The organism is Candidatus Sysuiplasma acidicola, assembly GCA_019721035.1.
GTDB classification, from domain to species: Archaea; Thermoplasmatota; Thermoplasmata; order Sysuiplasmatales; family Sysuiplasmataceae; genus Sysuiplasma; species Sysuiplasma acidicola.
This window is the reverse complement of sequence record JAHEAA010000002.1, coordinates 61,750-81,916: the sequence shown is the minus strand read 5'-3', so window position 1 is coordinate 81,916 and position 20,167 is coordinate 61,750. Positions and strand designations below refer to the sequence as shown.

Here is a 20,167-nt window from a genome sequence, read left to right as displayed (position 1 = left end):
ATCGGAATCCACAGAAATGCAGATTTTGTTCATCCTGTCACGCATCGACGCTAGACGCCCCCAGCACGTCAGCAGCCTCAATCGCGGGAGATGTCATGGCAGATGCATGCATTCATGTTTTGCCGTCTGTTAGTATCTTTATATGTTTTGAAGTGAGGATATTTGTAATATTTGTAAACTTTAAGTATCTTAATAAGTTCAAAACTATTAAATAGGATACATGACGTAGAACAAGACGGAGAAAAAAAAAGACAGAATATGGTGGCTGGAAATACAGAAATGTTCTTCCGATTCCTTGTGCAGGCTGGTCTCCGGGAGAACAGTTCCCTATGTGGCGGTTCGCATTCCCACCGTACACTGCCTGAACGGAGTGTGATTTAATGACCGCATTTAGCAAGACAAGGGAGAAGGTTGAGGTAGATGACGTCGAATTCTGTCCGGAGTGCAACAGTTCGCACCTAGAGGAAGATTATGAGCGCGGCGAACTAGTATGCGCCGATTGTGGACTCGTGATAAGCGAGAATATTATCGATCATGGTCAGGAATGGCGTGGTTTCGATACCGAACAGAATGAGAAGCGGGCGAGGACCGGAGCTCCCGCCACGTTCACTGTTCATGACAAGGGACTTTCCACCGAAATATCGTGGAAGAATGTCGACATTTACGGCAAGAGCATCCCTGCAAGAAACAAGCCGCAGCTTTACAGGATGAGAAAGTGGCAGAAGAGACTCAGAGCGGCAAACGCTGTTGAGAGGAACCTCATGGTTGCGCTGGCCTCAATAGAAAGGATCAGCTCGAATATGGGGCTTCCGAAGAATGCCAGGGAAGAGGCGGCCGTGATTTACAGGAAGGCCGCTTCCAGGGATCTCATAAGGGGAAGGAGCATCGAAGGTGTAGTTTCCGCCTCGATATATGCGGCATCAAGGCAGCTTGGCTTCCCGCGGGCAATAGAGGAAGTTGCGAGGGCAAGCAGGGTCGGAAGGAAGGAAATAGGCAGGAATTACCGTACCCTTGTGCGTGAACTCAGGATTTCGCTTCTCCCTACTACGCCTGAAGATTACATATCGAGATTCTGCAGTGAACTCAATCTGGGAAACGACGTTGAAACAAAGGCGATGGAAATACTGAAGAGTTTGAATGACGGCTCTTCAAACGTGGGCAAGGGACCAACCGGCATAGCAGCGGCAGCCATCTACATCGCAGCCATCCTGTGCGGAAAGAAGAGGACGCAGGAGGAGATAGCAAATATTTCCGGCGTCACGGAAGTGACGCTCAGAAACAGGTTCAAAGATATCACGGGCACTCTCTCGCTCAACACAGAGCTCTGAGATTTTTTCCTTATGATTTCTGATGCCTCAGGCGTCTCTGTACTATTCCGGCGCACTTACAGGGTGTGAACTCGATTGAGACATTGTCTTTGACTTCAGTCTTCCTTTCTCGAAGCACCGTGCAATGTTTGCACCTGTCCTGCCGGCAGCTCAGACAGTCACTGTCGGACCTGCTTCGGAGCTCACGTCAAAGCAAAGGCATTTAATCAGACGGTGCCTAGCGTGCCAAGGGTTGAACGCATTGAAACTCCTCTTCATTCACGCGGACCGGATGAGCTATGAAGCAAAGAGCAAAACCAAGGCTGCAGAGGACATAGGCGAGGATGAAAAACATTTCTCGGTAGATGACGTTCTTGTCTGTTTCACGTCCGTGGAAAAGGATGACGCGTCCAAGGGTGAGGCACTCATACGCAGTGCTGCTGCAGATGTTGCAGAAGTTGCCACGATGGTGAAGGCCACAAGGCTCCTGATATACCCGTACGCGCATCTTTCGTCCTCACTCGGATCACCATCGGATGCTCTTAAGATTCTCAAGGCTCTCGAGACCGCTGTGAGCGGAAAATTCGAAACGAAAAGGGCACCATTCGGATGGTACAAGTCGTTCACCGTATCATGCAAGGGGCATCCGCTTTCAGAACTCTCCAGGACAGTCACGGTCAATGTTCAGGAGACAAAGGAGAAAGGCGAAGACAGATATTTTGTTTTCACAAAGGAAGGAGAGGTCGTCAAACCCGGAGAGTACTCCTCTGGAAGCGAATGTTTCATGGCAATGCTCAGGAAGGAGGCGCTCAGGGAGCAGGTGGGCAGCAGCGATGCCCCCGGATACCTGAAACTCTGCAAAAAGTTCGGCATAGAATGGGAACGGATGAGCGATGTCGGGCATGAAGTTTATCATCCAAATGCTGCGCTCATGTTCGATCTGAGCTCAGACTATGCCAGACAGGTTGTGACAGGGTTCGGTCTCTCCGTTTTTTCGGTCAAGGGCACTAACATGTTCAATCTTGACGAGCCGGCAGTCAGGGAACATGCAGAACTCTTCGGCGATCGCCTCTATTCACTGGAATCGGACAATAAACGATACGTGCTGAGATATGCGGCATGTCATCAGCAGTTTTCGATGATGAGCGGCTGGAACATAAGTTACAAACAGATGCCTGTAGCCGCATTCGAAATCGCGGATGCATACAGATACGAGCAGTCCGGCGAAACAATGCTTCTGTTCAGGCTGAGGAGGCTCAATATGCCGGATCTGCATGTGCTGTGCAGGGATACAGATGAGGCATATTTCTGGTTCAGGAAGATACACAACGAGATATATGCCGAGGTCGGCAAACTCGGAGCGGACTACGAGATGCTCGTGAATGTATCGTCCATGCAGGCATTCGAATCGAACAGGGAATTCATTCTTTCGCTGCTGAAGGAAAAGGGCAGGGATTGTCTCATACACGTCTATCCGGAGGGTGCCAATTTCTACTGGACTGTCAATATTGAGTATCACGTGCTTGACATGATGGGCAGGGCCAGGGAGATAGGCACAGTGCAGATTGACACAGGCAACGCGAAACGATTCAACATCACATTTGCCGATGCCGGAGGGAAAAAGAATTACCCCATCATACTGCACACGGCCATAGTTGGCACTATCGAGCGCTTCATGTACACTGTTTTTGATCAGGCGCTGCGCAGGGCTTCCATGAGCGGAAAGCCCGGCTTCCTCCCATTCTGGTTTTCACCGGAACAGTTCAGGCTGCTGCCGATGTCTTCAAACCATATTCAGAAGTGCAGGGAAATATCGGGCATGCTCAGCGCACTGGGCTTCAGGACGGGAATCGATGACAGGGAGCTAACCATCTCAAAGAAGGTGAGAGAGGCAAAGCAGGACTGGGTAAGCTATGTCATCGTGATCGGAGATAAGGAACTTTCATCTCAGGTGCTGAACGTGTATGATCGCGAGACAGACTCTAGCAGACAGATGACACTGCAGGAATTGAGCGCGGAGGCGGAACTGAAATCGGCGGGCTACCCGAAAAAGCCGCTCTATCTGCCGTCCGACCTTTCCAGGCGCGTGGATTTCTCTGTTTAGCGCTCAGTACATCAGGAGTCCGCCGGAGACGTTGATTGATGCGCCGTTGATGTAGTCCGCCTCCCTTGAAGCGAGAAAAGCGACGGTGTGCGCAACATCCTCAGCCGTCCCTATCCTTCCAGCCGGAATCGAGCGCGCCATTTCCTCAAGCTGCTCTTCGCTGTATCTGCCGAGAATTCTCGTTTTCACCGAGCCGGGCAGAACGGCATTTACTGTTATGCCCGCACCGCCGAGTTCGATTGCGAGAGAACGTGTGAATCCGAGGATGCCGGCTTTTGCCGCTGCATAGTGCGCTCCATGCCTCGAGCCTTTCAGTGCAAGCTGCGACGAAATGTTTATGATTCTTCCGAATCCGTTCTTTTTCATGTACGGAACAGCGGCGCTGCAGCAGAGGTATATGCTGTCGAGATCGTTTTCGATTGTTCTTTTCCAGTCCGCAAATCCCATCTGAGTGAACGAAGATCGCTCATATATGCCTGCGTTGTTGACAAGTATCTCGGCACCGCCCCATCTGTCTTCCACAGCCGAGAACAGGGAGCGGACTTCCGTCTCTTTCGACACGTCTGCTCTGAAATAAAATGCGTCCACACCTGTCTTCACTGCCTGCGCGACTGAGTCGCCTGCGGCAGCTTCATCTGACTTGAAGCACACGCATACATTCACGCCCTTTACCGCAAGCTCAAGCGCAATTGCCCTGCCTATGCCGCGCGAGCCGCCCGTCACAACAGCGCATGTCCTGCGGGCATTCTTCGCGCCCACCGCTGCGGCGCACATATGTCAGTTCTCCCGAATCCCTATCGGAATCGTTTCAACAGCTTCCACGCATCTGTCTATTAATGCGCGCATCTCCACTTTCTGCTCCTGTATTTCGACCCTTGCAGCCGTTGTCCTCGTGGCAGGATTGCCAAGCGAGAAGAGCGTGCAGCAGTCTTCGTGCGGCCTTATCGATATTTCGTATGTGTCTATGCCTTTCGCCGCCGAAATGATTTCTGCCTTGTCAAAGCCAATCAGCGGCCTCAAAATCGGCATCTTTACGGCCTGATCCACCGTTGCGAGATTCTGCAGCGTCTGAGAGGACACCTGACCAAGGCTGTCCCCTGTGACAAGAAAGGAAGCACCCAGTCTGTTTGCAATTTTTTCTGCGATCCTGGCCATCGCCCTCCTGTAGATGACGATCCTCAGGCTGTTCGGTGTGTTTCTGAATACTGCTTCCTGCAAATCCAGGAATGGGACAAGATGGAGTTTTCCCCCTCCCTGAAGCGGAAGGAGCTTCCCAGATAGTTCCTTGGCTTTCTGTATGGCCGAAGTGCAGGAAAACGGATAACTGTGGAAATGGACCAGGTCAAGCCTGATGCCGGACCTCATGGTGAGCCATGCGGCTACCGGGGAATCTATGCCTCCGGAAATGAGGCATACCGCCCTGCCGGCGCTCTCCTGCTGCATGTGCCAGCCTGTCGTTTTCACATCTATGAATGTCATAGCAACTCCGCTGATTATCCGGCCGCCATGATTAAACTTTCGCAATTCAGCTGCAGAGGCAAGCCGCTCCTGTCACCTTGTCTGTGTCTGACATTTGGCGTACGGATTAGTCATTTTGGTTGGACAGTGCAGAAAAATTTATAACTCCAGCACGCTATCTGGTGGAACAAGGGATGCACTTATGCCAAATTCTCTAGTGAAGGATGCGCTTGGAACGGAGTATTCCGTTCCGACTGAGAAGGTTGTGTATGCGCAGGGAAATGCGAATGCGCAGCCTGTGAGCAAGGATGACGAAGAGCTGGCGAAAATCGCGTCGGCTCTGGACGTATGCATAAAGATTATCGGATGCGGAGGCGGCGGAACCAACACCATTACGCGATGCCACGACTCCCAGATACAGGGAGCGCAGATGTGTGCCGTCAACACTGACGCAAAGCATCTGCTGTCGGTACACTCCCCGAGGAAGATACTGATAGGGAAGAGACTGACACAGGGTCTTGGCGCCGGTGCCATACCCGAAGTCGGTGAGGAGGCTGCAAGGGAAGCAGATCCGGACATCAGGTCCTTCCTTCAGGGTGGTCAGATTGTTTTCATAACGGCCGGAATGGGCGGCGGAACCGGAACTGGCAGCGCGCACTATGTCGCTCGCCTGGCCAAGGAGATGAAGGCTCTGACAATAGGCGTCGTCACTCTTCCGTTCAAGGCTGAAGGGGAATTGAGAATGGAAAACGCGATGGCCGGTCTCGAGAAACTCAGGCGCATATGCGACACGACCATCGTGATACCGAACGACAAACTGCTGGATCTTGTGCCAAAGCTGCCGATTGAGGCCGCTTTCAAGGTGGCAGACGAAGTGCTCATGCAGACACTTAAGGGACTGACGGAAATAGTCACAAGACCCGGTCTCGTGAATCTGGATTACGCAGACATAATGACTGTGATGAACGAGGGAGGCGTCGCCTTCGTTGGAATCGGCGAGAGCAGCTCGGAAGACAAGAGGATAGAGGAAGCCGTAAGCGAGGCTCTGAATTCTCCACTGCTTGGCGAAATCAATCTGTCCGAATCCGCCGGCTGCCTTATCAGGGTTACGGGCGGACATGATCTGACGATTACCGAGGCTCAGAAGGCCGCAGAGGTTGTCAGTTCATCCATAAGCAGGAACGCCAGGATCATATGGGGTTGCTCGGTCGAGGACAGCCTGCAGGGAACCGTCAAGGTTCTGCTGATAGTCACCGGTGCAAGATCGAGGTACATGCTTACGAAGGAGGACTCCGTGGAAACACTTCCCGAAGTGGGTCGTGCGGCGCATGTTGCTGCATCCACGCAGAACTTCGACGAAGGCATCGACGTAATAAGGTAAATCAGTCAGACCAGCATTCCGGCAATGCCGCGGGAACGGCTGCCGGAAAAACTTTTTTCTTAACAGATGAAGCTTAAGCTCCGGCAGATTATTTTATGTACTTCGCCTCTGGAGCAGGTATGCACCATGTGCCTGTAGACAGACATATGGAAGGCGTGCTCTTCGATTACGGGGGAACACTCGTGAGCAACAGGGAGGCTGACGAGATACTCTACAGCATACTCACGTCCCTCGATATCGCGATTGGCAGGCAAGAATTCGACTCGACATTCATGAAAATGCGCTCTTACTGGGAAGAACATTATTCCTCTCTGCCCAGAGGAAACAGGTGGTCCGGACAAATTATGGAGGACTGCAACGTCTTCTTTCTGAAGTCTGCAGGCTTTTTTTCGAATCCTGAAGAAACTGCCTCACTCATACGAGAAAAGTGGAGCACATTCGACAGGCGCACACTTTTCCCGGATGTCTCAGGTACGCTTGCCGCAATAAGGAAAGCATCATTCAGGATCGGCATAGTGAGCCAGAACAGAATGATGTCTGATGTCCTGAGAAGTGAACTGAACTCTCTGGGCATTGGGCACTTCTTCGATGCAGTCGTCACATCAGAGGAGGAGGGATACGACAAGCCTGATCCCGGAATTTTCCTCGCGGCTTCTTCAAAACTCGGCATACAGCCAGAACGACTCTTCCACGTGGGTGACATATTCGAGAAGGATGTTGCAGGCGCTCTTGCGGCCGGAATGTCTCCAGTTCTGCTGGACAGAGAGGAAAAGGATACAAGCGGCTATGTGCCGAAGATAAGACGGCTTGATGAACTCATTCCGATCATCACTGCACGATCATGTTAATGTGAAAACGTCATATCCGCTCAGAAACGGACTGTCGCTGATTTTCACAAATACGATAATCGATCCTGTTGTACTGCAGGCACTCAGCCCAATGCGCCTTCAACTGTTATGTAACACGGACTCGGCAGTTTGACCGCAGCCCTGTTCAGTGCATATTTTGCCGCATCCACATGCTGTTTGTTGACCTTCACTACCATCACAGTCTGGTTCCTGTCCACACGTGCAGCAGTGCCGATGGCCTTACCGAATGCAGCCCTCATACCATCTGACACACGGTCAGCGCCTGCGCCCGTTGCCAGTTTGTTCTCCCTCAGAACGTTATGCGGATAAACCCTGATTTTCATGTAGAAACCGTTTGCACCGGCTCTCTTCGAAAGTGCTCTGTTGGCCGAAATACGTGCCGCCTCAAGGGCTGTATGCCTTATCTGGCACGTTTCCTTCACAATAAGATTAAGCGATACTGAAAAACTTCCTTTAAGGTCGCCCTGATCAAACTGGCTGATTCTTGGTGCAGGAACACCTCCCATGTACTCCTTCCTTGTGTAAGCCTGACCCCTTATCCTCGAATACATTCTACCCGGTTTTCTTGCCATTATAGCACCAATTGTGACAAATGAAGCTAAAGGGGTTGATTATATAACAGTTTTCGAGACTGTTGAACGATGCGACAGTGATGCATAATGCTCTCGTGCCTCTGCGGGAGATAACGACTAACGTGTGAGAAGTTGACACCGGATGCAACCTTTATAATCCATCGAACTGTATTGCGGGTTGAAGTGTGCTGTCTCTCGTAGATCCGGAGCGTTTGTGCAACCATTTTTGAGGTTGCCCGGGGCGGCGGATCAGGGCAGCTGGCCACCTTCTGGAAGGCGAATGGAATGCCGGCTAGGATAGCGGTCAACGGTTTCGGTACTATAGGGAAGCGAGTCGCAAGAGCGGTCAGGCTGCAGGACGACATGGAGGTTGTCGGTGTCGCAAAGACGAAACCCAACTATGAATCGAGGCTTGCAAACAAGGAGGGCATGCCTCTTTATGTCGCCGACGGCAGGAACATTGATGAATTCAGGGAGCAGGGCATAGAGGTCGAGGGCAATCTGCAGGAATTGCTCACGAAGGTCGATATTGTTGTCGACTGCACGCCCGAAGGCATCGGCAGGGAGAACAAGAAACTGTACGAGGAAGCAGGGGTAAAGGCGATATTTCAGGGAGGGGAAAAACACGAAGTCGCCGGCCTGTCGTTCAATGCCTTTGCGACATATGATGCAGCCTACGGCAGGAAGTATTCCAGGGTTGTTTCGTGCAATACCACGGGCCTGATCAGGACACTCTATCCGCTGGACAGGATGTTCAAGCTCGACGAGGTGTTTGCCTCAATCATAAGACGCGGCGCTGATCCTGCTGAGTCAAAGGGAAGCGCGCTGAATGCGGTGGAACCGTCATTGCATCTTCCCACACATCACGGCGTCGACGTCCGGACAGTCATGCCGGATCTCAACATAAGCACCATGGCAGCGAAGGTCCCCACGACAAACATGCATGTTCACTGTATTTACGCGAAACTCAGGAAATCCAACGTCAAGACGTCTGATGTCCTTTCACTGTGGGACCAGATGCCAAGAATAAAGTTTGTCAGCGGCAAACATGGGATCAAGACGAGCGGACAGATAATGGAGATAGCCAGAGATCTGGGCAGACACGGCGGTGATTTTGCCGAAACTATCGTCTGGGATGACGGCGTTCACGTTGAGGGCAAGCATCTGTACTATTATCAGGCCGTTCACCAGGAGAGTGATGTTATACCTGAAAACATCGACTGCATACGTTCCATGATGGAGATGGAACGCGATGCTACCAGGAGCATAAGGAAGACGGACAAGTCGCTGGGCCTGGTGTAGTTGAAAATGCTCCTTGACGGCGTCAAAACGCTGGATGACTTCGATGCCAGTGGAAAGAGGATACTGCTGCGTTTGGATCTCAACTCGCCTGTCGACAGGAAGACGGGGAAGATACAGGATGGCAGTAAGATCGCCGCAGCCACTGAAACGCTCTCTGAACTGCTGTCAACTGGCGCGGCCGTCGCCATTCTTGCGCATCAGGGAAGGCCGGGTGACGATGATTTCACATCGATGGAGGAGCACTGCCGTATACTGAACGGAATGCTCGGTGGTACAGTCTCGTTTGTTCCTGACATTTGCTCTGAAACCGCTATTGTTCAAATAACGAAGCTGAGGCCCGGCAGGGCGCTGCTCCTGGACAACGTGAGAAAACTCGATTATGAGCAGAAGAAAGCAACAGCTTCAGAGCATGCTGGAAGAGAACTCGTCACGGCACTCTCTCCGCACTTTGATTTTTTTGTCAACGATGCCTTTGCTGCCATTCACCGGTCACACTGCTCTATGACGGGCTTCACGAAAACACTGCCCTCTGCTATTGGAAGGCTCATGGAGAAAGAGCTGAGAGGCACATCCAGACTGCTGGACAATCCTGCGAAGCCTGTTGTTTACATCTTCGGAGGAAAGAAATTCTCTGATTTTGTGCCCGTTCTGGAAAGCGTCTGCTCCAATGAACAAATTGAGTCTGTGTTGCTGTCAGGCTACCTCGCAATAGCACTCCTTGCAGCAGGAGGAGTGAGCATCGACAGCGCTACTGAACTGGACATTGCTTCTGACGCTGATGCCTCATTCATGGAGAGTGCATCAAAACTACTCAGAGCCTCTGAAAAAATTCATCTGCCCGTTGACATGGCTTTCGAACGGGATGGAAAGAGGATGGAAGAAAGCGTCCGGGCATGGCCGAAGGACCTTAGAGCCCTCGACATCGGCGGCGCCACAATCCGGGAGTATGTGGGCACGCTCTCAGGCGCAGGTACCGTGTTCATATCAGGTCCAGCCGGCGTTTATGAACGCGCAGGTTTCGACACTGGCACACGTTCTCTTTTCGAAGCGGCGGCGGCACCCGGGAAGTTCAGCATGGTCGGAGGTGGGCACACTTCGGCTGCGGCGCGGGCACTGGGTTTCTCAGAGCGTTTCTCCTTCATCAGCACCGGTGGCGGTGCGCTCGAAGCGCTCATTTCAGGGAAAAAGCTGCCTGTGCTCGAGTATCTGAAGGACAGTGCGGTCATGTTTTCATCCCGCTTTACATCCGACTAAGCACTCCGGTCAGGATGAACCGCGGACTCACCATTCAGCGCTTTTCCCACAGACTTCCTTTTTTGAAAACAATGCCAAGTTTTGAAAACCTGATCATTGTACTAAGCAATTTTCTTTCATCGATCGTTATGTTGTTGTACTCCTTCAAAGCGGACGACACATCTTTCAGGCTTCGCGGACCTTCAGAGAGAATGTTTCCGATGAATGTTGCCATGTCCTCGCCGTAATTCCACGGGAATACATACCATGTCCAGTGATTTGCGTCCACTTCTTCCGCAAAGTAGTCGGGCACGAAACCGGAATGGTTTATGTGTAGCATAGTTGCCGTCCTGACAGCAGCCGGGGAGAGGGATGTGGCATGCTCAAATGCAAGCTTTATGCTGTCCCCCGTGTCTGTTATATCGTCGACGATCAGCAGTTTTCTGTCCTCAACTGACTCCTGTATCGTCGTGGCGAGCGTAGCCTTCCCGTCCTTCGAGGCTGTGACGCCCCAGTGCTGTGTCCTGAGGGATATCAGCTGTTTCACGCCAAGTTCATCCGATACCAGTCTCGCAGGGATCCACCCTCCTCTCGCAAGGCCGATCACAGCATCGGGCCGGAAACCGCTTTCCACCACCTTTTCTCCGATTGCGGAGCACCAGCGGGCAATATCTTTCCACTCAACGAGCCTGGAAGGAACCTTTTTCACGATTTATATACCTCTGCATATTGACAGTTTTTTGCCTGAAACATTTCACGGACGTCATGAGTTGGCATACAGCACATATTGCCATGCAATATAGTCCTGAATTCCCCCTATCTCGAAATCATACATTATGAAGTGACCATATGACAGACTCAGCGAGTTGACCCTGACATAAGTGCCTGTGAATGCGTCAAAGACTCTGTCGCCATTCGTCAGATTGCCGGCAGTTACATATCCATGGTCCGTAAGCACTGATTGATTGTATGACAGGCTGAGGTATCCGTTGATCGTGAGCATTCTCGAATGTGTTGTGACTGATACGTTCAGGATGGTTTCAGGAGTGTATATACCGGAACTCCAGTTGTATGCCATAATCTGAGTGCCTGGGGTTATGGCATCAGCAAGCTCAAAACTGCCGTTTGCGAGGAGGATAGGAGTGGAGCCGTTGACACTGTTGAAGCAGACGCTTCCACTGCATATCTTTGTGAGGCTGAACGTAGTGCTTACGTGCCCTCCCCCAGGGAGGTTTCCGCTGGATGGGGAAGGACTGTATGTATATGTATCGCCGTTTGACTCCCGAATAGACACCTGTGGTATGAACCAATAGTCTCCTGAGTCTACAACAGTGATTGTTATCGAAGAACCCGCACTTGCATATCCTGACTTGCCGTTGTACGTGGCAGACCATGTCGAGCCGCTCGGCAGACCGGACTCACTGAATACTCCTGTGATATAGGTAGTTGAAAAGGATATATCGACAGATTGCTGATAAATTCCGAGGTCAACACTACCGCTGGATGGACTAGCGGTGTATCCTCCTGGCGCACCGATAGAGTAATCATTATTCCCCGCACCATAAAGGGTAATGTTGTTTCCAGTGGAAGATTGAGTCTGCGAGCCTAGAGGGCCGGAAAGTGTTACGGACCATGACTGTCCGCTGAGGCCGGATTCTTTGAAGGTGACGTAGCCATAGTTGACAACACTCGGCATCACGTTGTTTGGCGGTGTTGCCCTCACTCGCCACCACTGCACAAAAGACGGATTAGAAAATCCCTGTCCCGAATCGGTGACATTCTGATTGTTCGTCGGGAGCCCACTTGCGCTGTAAGAGTCGCCGTAGTTCAGGTAGGAATAGCCGTCAGAACCACTCCTTGAAATTGTCCAGATTTCAACTGCGTCAGGATAGTTTGTCTTGCCTCCTGTGCCACCTGGTGCATTTTTGGGATAGCTGACATATGTGTATCCAGATGGGTTACCGACCAGCAGAAGGTTGCCGCCGGTATAACCGAACCACGCAGCTGAATACGCATTGCCGTCGGGATAAAGAGGCTGCCCATAGATGTCTGTTGTTGTGTAGGGACCGAACGATGCGCCATTGTATGTAACGCCGACATTCACAGTGTCGGTACTCGGCGGATTTATGTAAAGTCCGTTATTCATCGAGGCATAAGACCATTGCGACCAGCCAGGCGGCGCAGAAGATGACGATCCTGCAAAATTGTCATACCATAAGAAAACATTTGCACCATTGTCATATTGGCCGTAGACTGCAGACAGTTGTGGTGCTTCACCTATTGTTTCACCGTTCATCATCACAGCAGTCCTGTCGGCAAATACCACATAAATGCCATACCCGGAATCTGCAGGAATCGACGGGATTCTGAGCCAGAAGATAGCATTCGTGGAGGACGAAGTACCGCTTTCAAGCCAGGAGGGTATAATGGTGCCATTAATCCACATGAACTCAACGTTCTGCAGACCCTGATTCTCATATGATGAGTATGCTGACGCGTTGAATTTGATCATCTGCTGAAAAGGATTTGGGGTTGCGACGCCCTGGCTATTGATTATTGCGAGGTGTATCCAACCAGCAACTGAAACTGGTCCATAGATCGAAGGCATGATGCCATCCGGCAGGCTCGACCTGACTCGTATCCAGGTGACCTTGAATGGCAAAGTGAAGCTGCCGCCACTTGATTTTATCAGCCCGATATGAAGGGGATAGGATGGGGCATCTGTTCCTACATACGCAGCCGGACCGTAATCATATTGATACGTTGAGTAGGAACTACTCGTCGGATTCACAGTGTATATTCCCGGAGAGAAGGAGGACACATTAGAATCTGTCAGCGTAGCATCTGCCCACCCGTTGACGTCCTGCTGCTGTGCGTAAACTATTGACGCTTGAAGCGTTTGTTGAGGTAACTGAGATTGAACGAATGTGCCATAATTGTTTGAATTTGTGTTTGTCACCAAGCCGCTCTCCAGCCATCCGGTTCCATAAGAGAACGCAGTCGTGTACATGTCGAAGTATGTTCCGACACCGGCAGTATAGCTCGTTGACCAGATTCCGTCGTTACTTGACGAGGCCGCTGTCGCAGTGAAACCGTTGTCCACGGTGTATGTTATCCCGCTAACAGTCCATTGAGAACCCAGCGACTTCCCAGTAAAATTGTCATAGAATGGGAAAACGTTCGCGCCGTTGTCGTACTTGCCATAAGGCGTGGAAAGTTCAGGAGCTTCCCCGACGTTCTTTCCGTTGAACAATATGGTTGATGGAGACGCGAAACCCATGTAAACAGTTATGGATGAATGTGCGGGTATATCTCCCAGTTTGAGCCAGTATACTGTTTTGTTCAACGCCGAGTAGTTACCGCTTTCCAGCCATGACGGTATCACTGTGCCGTTCGAATAGAAAAATTCTACATTTGAAAGATTGACAGCCTCAAGATTGTAATAAGCTGCGCTGTCTATGACAACCTCCTGATCGTATGGATTAGTCGTAGGTGTATTCTGTGTGTTGGTAATGAGAATCTGATAGTAGGACAGAATGCCCGGAGGCAATGGATTCACAACACCTTCCATGCTCTGCAAATTGACAGTGTAATAGGTTTGACTAATGGAAGAGATATCGATGTTTGCCTCCTCTGGATTATAACCAGACGCATTAGCGCTGATGGTGTATACGCCAGTGACGGGTACGCCGAACATGTAACTGCCTGTGGTACTTGTCTGTGCTGTCATCCACTTTCCCTGTTTGGAGATAGTTAATGTGGCGTTTTCAATCGGGTTGCCGTTGTGATCTCTTACAGTTCCGTTTACTAAAGTCGCGGGTATCGTGAGATTGGCCCACTTCAGTCCCCCGTAACTTCCAGTAGGCACTGTAACAACAGAAGAATTACCACTTTCGCTGAACGGTGTCTGATATCTTCCCCACACACTGTATGACTCATCCGGCCGGGCGAAGAATCTGTACTGCCCATACTGGTTCGTCTCCACACGATATGCATTGCCGTTGTGGTCAAGGTAAACGTATGCGTTCGGAGCGTTTGCACCGGAAGCTGTGTGTACGTGGCCAGTTATTTCAACCGCGGGAACCGCTGAGAAATTATAGTAATCATTAATAATGGTGCTTCCACCCAGCTGGAACTGCCCTTCAAGGCTGAAATAGTGGGTTGTATTGAAATCGCCTGCTGGAATTGTAATTTGAAAGTTCGTTCCCATTGCATAAACATCCTGCCATGTTTCATTGTTCACATTTTCGAAAAGGAAATTGCCCCCGGTTGTACCATAATCTTCGTATACAGTTGCGTTATTATATAGTGGGGAGGGCGAAACAGCGGAAGTGGATGCTAGCGAGGTGAAATCCAACATAACTGATGTGGTACCCAACGCAATTGCACCAAGATATGCCAGTTCGATCGCATCCAATCCTGGAACAAAAAGCAATCCCAAGGATGCGGCGTCGAGTATCAGTTTCAATAGGTTAGCATTCCCGGCTTCTCCGTTCATGCCTGTGGCATTCAAAACAGTATCATTACCCATTCGAATTAACTTCAGCCCATATGAATTCTTTTCACTGAGTGAGGCGTTTAGGCCAATCGCACCAGAAGAATTTGCAGATATGGCGGAAGTTGATTTTACTTTTAATCCCCCGCTCAGTGCGAATGGCACTTGAACCACGAGAGATGGAGCTGGCGACCTCAACTGTGAATAGTGTTCATAGAAGTTTCCAGTACCTGATGAAATGATTCCTGCAGAAGCCTTAATTAAGCCAAGACTCGAACTGTGCCACGAATAGTTTGAGGTGGCGCTCACTTCAGGGAGTACATACGCGGAGGAGCTGAGATTGTCTTGATTAATTCCATCGATAGTCAGATATCTATCCATGTAGATAGTATCGTTTTTGCTATAGCCAGCCCAGCCATAATGCATTGTTGTCACTGAGGGAGTTTGGGCGCTTGCTTTCCCCGCCATTATCGGAAAAATTCCTAATGTGGCCGTAACTATAATTGCTGCAATCAAGAACGAATAAATGCATTTCATTTCTTTCTCTCTCATTTCTTGTCTATCAGAAGCACATTGATCGAGGCTGTGACAGGAACGCCGAGACCCTGAAGTGAAGCCATCATGTGGAGAATGTGTGTTCCTATGGTGCTGTGGTAAACGAAAAATTCAAAGTACAGCACCATAATGAGCCCAAATGTGAACATACCATTCGTTGCCTTCTCGTTTATCAATTTGAACAAACCATGCACGGCAAAGCTTCCAGACAGTTGTGGAAAAGTTGAAGCGTTAGGTGATGTCACATTTGATTGAGGCGGATATGATTGTGAGGCATACGGAATCTCATGAACATTGCTATTGTTAAACGGACCAACGTCGGAGAGGGTCACCAGCACACCAGTAGGGTGTAAGGCGGTAGAAATGTTGCCGGTGACAACCATTGCGGCATACAAGATTACATCAGGCGGGTTATCTAGAGGTCCGTAGAACGGAGCAAACTTTGTTGCCTTCAGAGTGAGATTCGACCTGGAATCGTGATAGGCAAAGGAAGTGGTAGTGTTGAAATTGTATAGGGGTGTAGGAGGGGAGGCATCAACTGAGTAATTCAGGAAATTCTCTGCAACAGTCTCATTCACAACAGTATTGCTTGAATGGATTGGTAGGTGATGCGCGTTGTACTCTACGTAAGCGACTGATACTATTCCTGCAGCAACAACGATGCCCACCACTACCGCGGCCATCATCTTATTGAGCACTCAAAATCCTCCAGTTGCATGCTCATGTATTCGACTCGAGTGTGATATATTATCGAGCGTATATATCGCTTTTTTGGCACAAAGTAACTATTCAGTCTTGTGTACAGTGACATGAGTTTCCGAATATTATTCGGCCGCCCGCCGTCAGAATGTATGTTGCGGCATTCACCCGTGTGATGTCCGCAGTATTCTCATGCCGTCTGTGAGGAAATTGAGATCCCTGAGCTTCATCGTCTGTACGATACTCGCGAGTTTCTCGAACATGGTGGCGCCGCTGTCTGAGCGGCTGCCTCCAGATATCTTCCTCGAGATGACAACCGGTCTTATTGCCCTCTCGGCACGGTTGTTCGTGCTCTCTATGTCCAGTTCGACGAACAGGAACAGCTTTTCCCTGTCTGCTATGAGGTTCTTCACGAACCTGGCACACTGTGCCGATTTGTACGGCACGTCGAGTGTTTTCAGTCTCGATACGAATGCCTCGACATCATATTCATTTCCCATGTGTTTCAGTTTCGCTGCATCTTCATGTATGGAATGGAGCGTGTCGTGTATGCGCTTTCCCTCCTCGCCGTAGAACTCCGCCAGTTCCTTCGCATCGCCGAGAACATGCGACCAGCAGTATGACTGCAGGTCGCCCGTCTTTGCGGCGAGCGTGTCGTATGCCCTGTAACGGTCAGTGATGTTGATGCCGGCAACATGTTCTGCGAGTATGTTGAGCGGCACCTCATGACTCCTGCTCTTCCTTATTGCATAGACAACGGTCCACTTTGTGACGAATGCCCATAACCAGCTGTTCTCGCCGTCGACACGCCATGTGGTTTCGTCCATGTGGCGGACAGGCGCATTGCGTATGTCCCCGAGCAGCTGTTCGTAGTAGTCTGTGAACGCGTCAGCGAGTTTCCTCTCCACGCCTATGATTTCGCCTTCTGAGACATGGAATGAGAAGAGTCGCTGCATCGCCTCTGCGACGGACTGCACCGGAAGCCTGAGTGCGATGCGCATGTATGTCATGACGAGCATCGTCCTCAGGTCAATCCTGGACCCTGGCAGTACATCGGGCACATCGGACTCGACAAAAGTGCGGCATGTGCCGCACCATCTGCGCTGAATGAGATACTCCACTGCAAAGTGCACCGGCAGTGTGATGCCCTCCACTGTCCTTGCACGCAGTGAAGGCGCGCCGAGTTCGCCGCTTCCGCAGTCGGGACACACATCGACAGGCAGTTCCTCCGTCCAGTCCGGTGCCGGCTTTTCCCTGAAGAACGGTTTGTGGCCGGGCTGAGCGCCCGGCTTCCTGCCGGTCCCGTTCCCGCCTTCGCCTTCATCCTTTGCGTTCTCAGGTATGGCGTATGCCTTGCCGTTCTTCACGCCGACTGTCTCTGGATGGCGGTGCCTGTACTCTTCGTAATCGTCACGTACCTTCTTCAGATCCTCCTTGAGTCTCTGATTCTCCTTCTCCAGCTTCCTGATCATCTCGATCATTTCACGGAACTTCCTGAGAAGTTCCTGTCTCGCATCCTGCGAGAGTCTCAACTTCTTCTCATCGGCGGAGAGAAGGAATTCAATCCTGCCTGCAAATTCTTCGTTCAGAATCCGGTTCATCAGAGGGGTGTATGGCGATCCTACCCGAAAAAACTTTCGGTCAATTCAATGAAAACAACACTTTCATTAGGCTCTTTTCATAAGACTGACCAGTTACTACAATCGATTTGCATGTGCAGTAAAACGCGGAGCCGCCGTCAGACAGGCGGATTCATAGAAAGTCCTCTAGTTTGACTTTAGAAGCCGTTCTGCTGCCGGATATCGTCCTTTCCGTGCGGACCTCGTCGAACAGTGTCGACTGCTTTGACCCGCTCAACAGACTGTCCTCATCCATTCCAAAAACTTCCGTCACTCTGGACAGCGTCTGTGCGACGCGCATCGCATAGTATGTATAGTCGGGAGTGAAATTGAATTCCCTTCCCGGGATATATGGCTCAACCTGCTGCGGAGACTTGCGGCTGTTCACCACGATCCATGAAACCTTCATGCCGGGAATAAACTCCTCTCCCATTGCAATGAGTTTCTTGGCTGTCTGTACTGGCACCTGTGTCGCTTCATCCTTGTATTCCGAAAACGGTCTGCATGATCTGGATATGACAAGCTTCTCCTTCGAAACCGAGCCGCTGAGCACGTCGCTCACCAGCTTTCTGGAAAGCTTCACTGCACCCTCGGTGTTTCCCTTCAGTATCTCTTCGAAGACGGCGGAAAGGCTCTCACTCTGGTAATCGAACGAATCTGTCCGCCTGATCTCGTAACCTCTGACAATCAGTCCCTCTTCTGGCCAGACGAGCCTTCCGACATATCTCTTCTTCTTCCCATGGGAGAACAGCGGCTCCATCACCTCCTCGAATTCCAGCGTGACGCCCTGGCTGGAGAATCTTTCGCTCAGCTGCTTCCCCAGTGCAATTGTGCCGTCGAGGTTGTCTACAGGGCTCTTGAAAAACACTGAATCTGTGTCGCTGTAAATCACTGCGAAGCCGTCGTCCTCGAGCTGTTTTATTACACCCTTGGTCGTCTCTCTTGCAAAGGCGGTGATGCTCCCGCCAATCGCCACGTTGGTGAAGCGATAGAACGAAGATGCGAGTACGCCGTAAAACGAGTTCATGAGTATCTTCACCGCCTGCTGGAGACCGTCGAGATAGGCATATTCCTCCTGTGATGTTGTCGCCTTCATTCTGGACTTTATGTTGTCCCTCTGATCCATGAGGTTGCTGAGCAGGGCGGGTATGACGCCTTTTCTGATGTCCGTAGAAAGGAACCTGACGCCGGTCGGGCTGACGATCGTGCCGTTCTGGCTCAATGTCGTAAAGCATATGTTCTTCGCAATGATGAGCGAAGGGTACATGCTCTTGAAATCCAGCACGCCGACCCAGTGGTACAGTCCCGGGGCAATGCTGTGCACATAGCCGCCCTCGATGCTTCCCTCTTCCGAGTCCTGCCACCTTGCTGTCATCGGGGTAGCTATGTGCTCCCTGTCCGCCGCTCTGATTAGCAGCGAATCGACAAGCTGTGACGCGCCGCTATTGAGAGAATCATCGAGCGGCAGCTTCGACACAGTGGCCATATCCATTCCCCTCGTGAGCACTCTGGTTTTTTCTAGTATGCGCAACGCCAGATCTGCGTCCTTTGCGCAGTATTCCAGGACGCGTTTCCTGTTCGTTTTCCACTCCTCGTCAATCCTGAGCCTGTCTACGTCGAGTTTCTCCTCATTGAGCAGTTCTCTCGAAACAGCGTTCAGCGTTTCCTGCTTCGGATGAAAATGCTTCTTCATGTGCCACCATGCGTCTGCGACGATTCTGCCATTACATCTCCAGAACCTGTTGCTCACCTGACGGACATTGTCTCCGTCCCTTCCCCACGCCCTCCGCTCGATCTTGTGTTTCCCGCTGCGTTCATCGATCTTCGGTATGTCGAAGCCGTCGATGTTGTAGCCCGTCAGTACGTCCGGGTCAATGCGCCTTATGCTCTCAAAAAATCGCAGAAGCATTTTTTTCTCGTCGTCCTCATCTATTTGCTCCGTGACGATGGAACCGTTTTCCCTGTATGCAAGGCAAATGCACCAGATGTTTCCGTTCTTGATGCTGGTTTCGATGTCGAAGCTCAGAACCTTGAGTTCGGGCATGAAGTCCTGCGTTTCTTCGAAACTTTCCGCCTCAATGACAATATCGCAAGAATAAGCGGCCCTCAGCCTAGTGTCCGCCTGTCTTCCTCTCACTCTGCAACAGGATGCTATGTCTTTGTCATAGATGAATCTGTGTGCAAATGGTATATCGGCTGCGCGCACTTCGACGATGTCCCTGAGCATCGACCGGAAATCCGGCACCGTCCACGGAAATTTTACCGTAACGATACCGCCGCGCGCCGTTTCGCCCGCGTTGAAAAATTCAGCCTCCTTTATATCTATGACGTCATTGCGCGTTGCGAGAAATCTCCTGACTTTTTCAATATCGCCGATGAATTGAAAGTAGGGCCTGAATGCCGAATAACGTGCCACGGCGGATTTACCCTCCCTTGTCTTGCCGTACAGCTCAACAGTTATGCTGTCTTCCGGACCCCTCTTGTACGTGGCTGTCAGAAGGCGCATGTCCCAGAATCCGCTTTCTTCCATCGCTTTAACAAAAGTGATGATCCTCATTAAGCTTTCTTGGACG

General features: G+C 50.9%; 14 protein-coding genes. 6 read left to right on the top strand and 8 right to left on the bottom strand.

What is annotated here, in order from left to right; translation table 11 throughout:
* Window positions 1-380 precede the first annotated feature (380 nt).
* Window positions 381-1,328, top strand: coding sequence for a transcription initiation factor IIB (locus KIS30_01330; GenBank protein MBX8645391.1), 948 nt, complete (start codon window positions 381-383; stop codon window positions 1,326-1,328).
* Window positions 1,329-1,599: 271 nt separating this feature from the next.
* On the top strand, window positions 1,600-3,411 hold the full coding sequence (locus tag KIS30_01325; GenBank protein MBX8645390.1) for a hypothetical protein: 1,812 nt from the start codon (window positions 1,600-1,602) through the stop codon (window positions 3,409-3,411).
* Window positions 3,412-3,414: 3 nt separating this feature from the next.
* Here the strand turns inward: KIS30_01325 and KIS30_01320 are convergent, their stop codons facing one another.
* Entirely contained in the window at window positions 3,415-4,185 is a 771-nt protein-coding gene (locus tag KIS30_01320; protein ID MBX8645389.1) for a 3-oxoacyl-ACP reductase FabG, read from the bottom strand.
* A gap of 3 nt (window positions 4,186-4,188) precedes the next feature.
* Window positions 4,189-4,890 carry a hypothetical protein gene (locus KIS30_01315; GenBank protein MBX8645388.1) on the bottom strand — a complete coding sequence of 234 codons (702 nt, stop codon included), beginning with the start codon at window positions 4,888-4,890 and terminating at the stop codon, window positions 4,189-4,191.
* Window positions 4,891-5,071: 181 nt separating this feature from the next.
* On the opposite strand from KIS30_01315, the gene ftsZ reads away from it, so the two are divergent.
* On the top strand, window positions 5,072-6,250 hold the full coding sequence (ftsZ, locus tag KIS30_01310; GenBank protein MBX8645387.1) for a cell division protein FtsZ: 1,179 nt from the start codon (window positions 5,072-5,074) through the stop codon (window positions 6,248-6,250).
* A 95-nt stretch (window positions 6,251-6,345) separates the two neighbouring features.
* Window positions 6,346-7,098, top strand: a complete 753-nt coding sequence (locus tag KIS30_01305; protein ID MBX8645386.1) for an HAD-IA family hydrolase — start codon at window positions 6,346-6,348, stop codon at window positions 7,096-7,098.
* 83 nt (window positions 7,099-7,181) lie between these two features.
* On the opposite strand, the gene KIS30_01300 is transcribed toward KIS30_01305, so the two are convergent.
* Window positions 7,182-7,691, bottom strand: a complete 510-nt coding sequence (locus KIS30_01300; GenBank protein ID MBX8645385.1) for a 50S ribosomal protein L16 — start codon at window positions 7,689-7,691, stop codon at window positions 7,182-7,184.
* Between the two features lie 285 nt (window positions 7,692-7,976).
* Between KIS30_01300 and KIS30_01295 the strand changes: the two genes are divergently transcribed.
* Window positions 7,977-8,993: a type II glyceraldehyde-3-phosphate dehydrogenase gene (locus KIS30_01295; protein MBX8645384.1), complete on the top strand. Its 1,017-nt coding sequence runs from the start codon at window positions 7,977-7,979 to the stop codon at window positions 8,991-8,993.
* Window positions 8,994-8,999: 6 nt separating this feature from the next.
* Window positions 9,000-10,247 (top strand): phosphoglycerate kinase, encoded by a 1,248-nt coding sequence (gene pgk, locus KIS30_01290; GenBank protein ID MBX8645383.1) that lies wholly within the window; start codon window positions 9,000-9,002, stop codon window positions 10,245-10,247.
* A gap of 34 nt (window positions 10,248-10,281) precedes the next feature.
* Here pgk and KIS30_01285 read toward each other — a convergent pair whose 3' ends face one another.
* The 5 genes from KIS30_01285 to KIS30_01265 all read right to left on the bottom strand — a co-directional run bounded on the left by KIS30_01285 (window position 10,282) and on the right by KIS30_01265 (window position 20,124).
* Window positions 10,282-10,935, bottom strand: a complete 654-nt coding sequence (locus KIS30_01285; protein ID MBX8645382.1) for a phosphoribosyltransferase — start codon at window positions 10,933-10,935, stop codon at window positions 10,282-10,284.
* Window positions 10,936-10,989: 54 nt separating this feature from the next.
* Window positions 10,990-14,757 (bottom strand): DUF2341 domain-containing protein, encoded by a 3,768-nt coding sequence (locus tag KIS30_01280; protein ID MBX8645381.1) that lies wholly within the window; start codon window positions 14,755-14,757, stop codon window positions 10,990-10,992.
* 512 nt (window positions 14,758-15,269) lie between these two features.
* Complete coding sequence (locus tag KIS30_01275; protein MBX8645380.1) at window positions 15,270-15,974, bottom strand: hypothetical protein; 705 nt, start codon at window positions 15,972-15,974, stop codon at window positions 15,270-15,272.
* A 165-nt stretch (window positions 15,975-16,139) separates the two neighbouring features.
* Window positions 16,140-17,576, bottom strand: a complete 1,437-nt coding sequence (locus tag KIS30_01270) for an IS66 family transposase (GenBank protein MBX8645379.1) — start codon at window positions 17,574-17,576, stop codon at window positions 16,140-16,142.
* A 151-nt stretch (window positions 17,577-17,727) separates the two neighbouring features.
* The gene (locus KIS30_01265; GenBank protein ID MBX8645378.1) at window positions 17,728-20,124 is read right to left on the bottom strand and encodes a ribonuclease H-like domain-containing protein; all 2,397 of its coding nucleotides are present in this window, start codon (window positions 20,122-20,124) and stop codon (window positions 17,728-17,730) included.
* Window positions 20,125-20,167: the final 43 nt, after the last annotated feature.

Bases quoted from the DNA above. Each gene is read 5' to 3' on its own strand.
- KIS30_01295 (MBX8645384.1), top strand. From the start codon at position 7,977: ATGCCGGCTAGGATAGCGGTCAACGGTTTCGGTACTATAGGGAAGCGA.
- KIS30_01270 (MBX8645379.1), bottom strand. From the start codon at position 17,576: ATGAACCGGATTCTGAACGAAGAATTTGCAGGCAGGATTGAATTCCTT.
- KIS30_01305 (MBX8645386.1), top strand. From the start codon at position 6,346: ATGTACTTCGCCTCTGGAGCAGGTATGCACCATGTGCCTGTAGACAGA.
- KIS30_01280 (MBX8645381.1), bottom strand. From the start codon at position 14,757: ATGGGTAATGATACTGTTTTGAATGCCACAGGCATGAACGGAGAAGCC.
- ftsZ (MBX8645387.1), top strand. From the start codon at position 5,072: ATGCCAAATTCTCTAGTGAAGGATGCGCTTGGAACGGAGTATTCCGTT.
- pgk (MBX8645383.1), top strand. From the start codon at position 9,000: ATGCTCCTTGACGGCGTCAAAACGCTGGATGACTTCGATGCCAGTGGA.
- KIS30_01315 (MBX8645388.1), bottom strand. From the start codon at position 4,890: ATGACATTCATAGATGTGAAAACGACAGGCTGGCACATGCAGCAGGAG.
- KIS30_01265 (MBX8645378.1), bottom strand. From the start codon at position 20,124: ATGGAAGAAAGCGGATTCTGGGACATGCGCCTTCTGACAGCCACGTAC.
- KIS30_01330 (MBX8645391.1), top strand. From the start codon at position 381: ATGACCGCATTTAGCAAGACAAGGGAGAAGGTTGAGGTAGATGACGTC.
- KIS30_01320 (MBX8645389.1), bottom strand. From the start codon at position 4,185: ATGTGCGCCGCAGCGGTGGGCGCGAAGAATGCCCGCAGGACATGCGCT.
- KIS30_01325 (MBX8645390.1), top strand. From the start codon at position 1,600: ATGAGCTATGAAGCAAAGAGCAAAACCAAGGCTGCAGAGGACATAGGC.
- KIS30_01300 (MBX8645385.1), bottom strand. From the start codon at position 7,691: ATGGCAAGAAAACCGGGTAGAATGTATTCGAGGATAAGGGGTCAGGCT.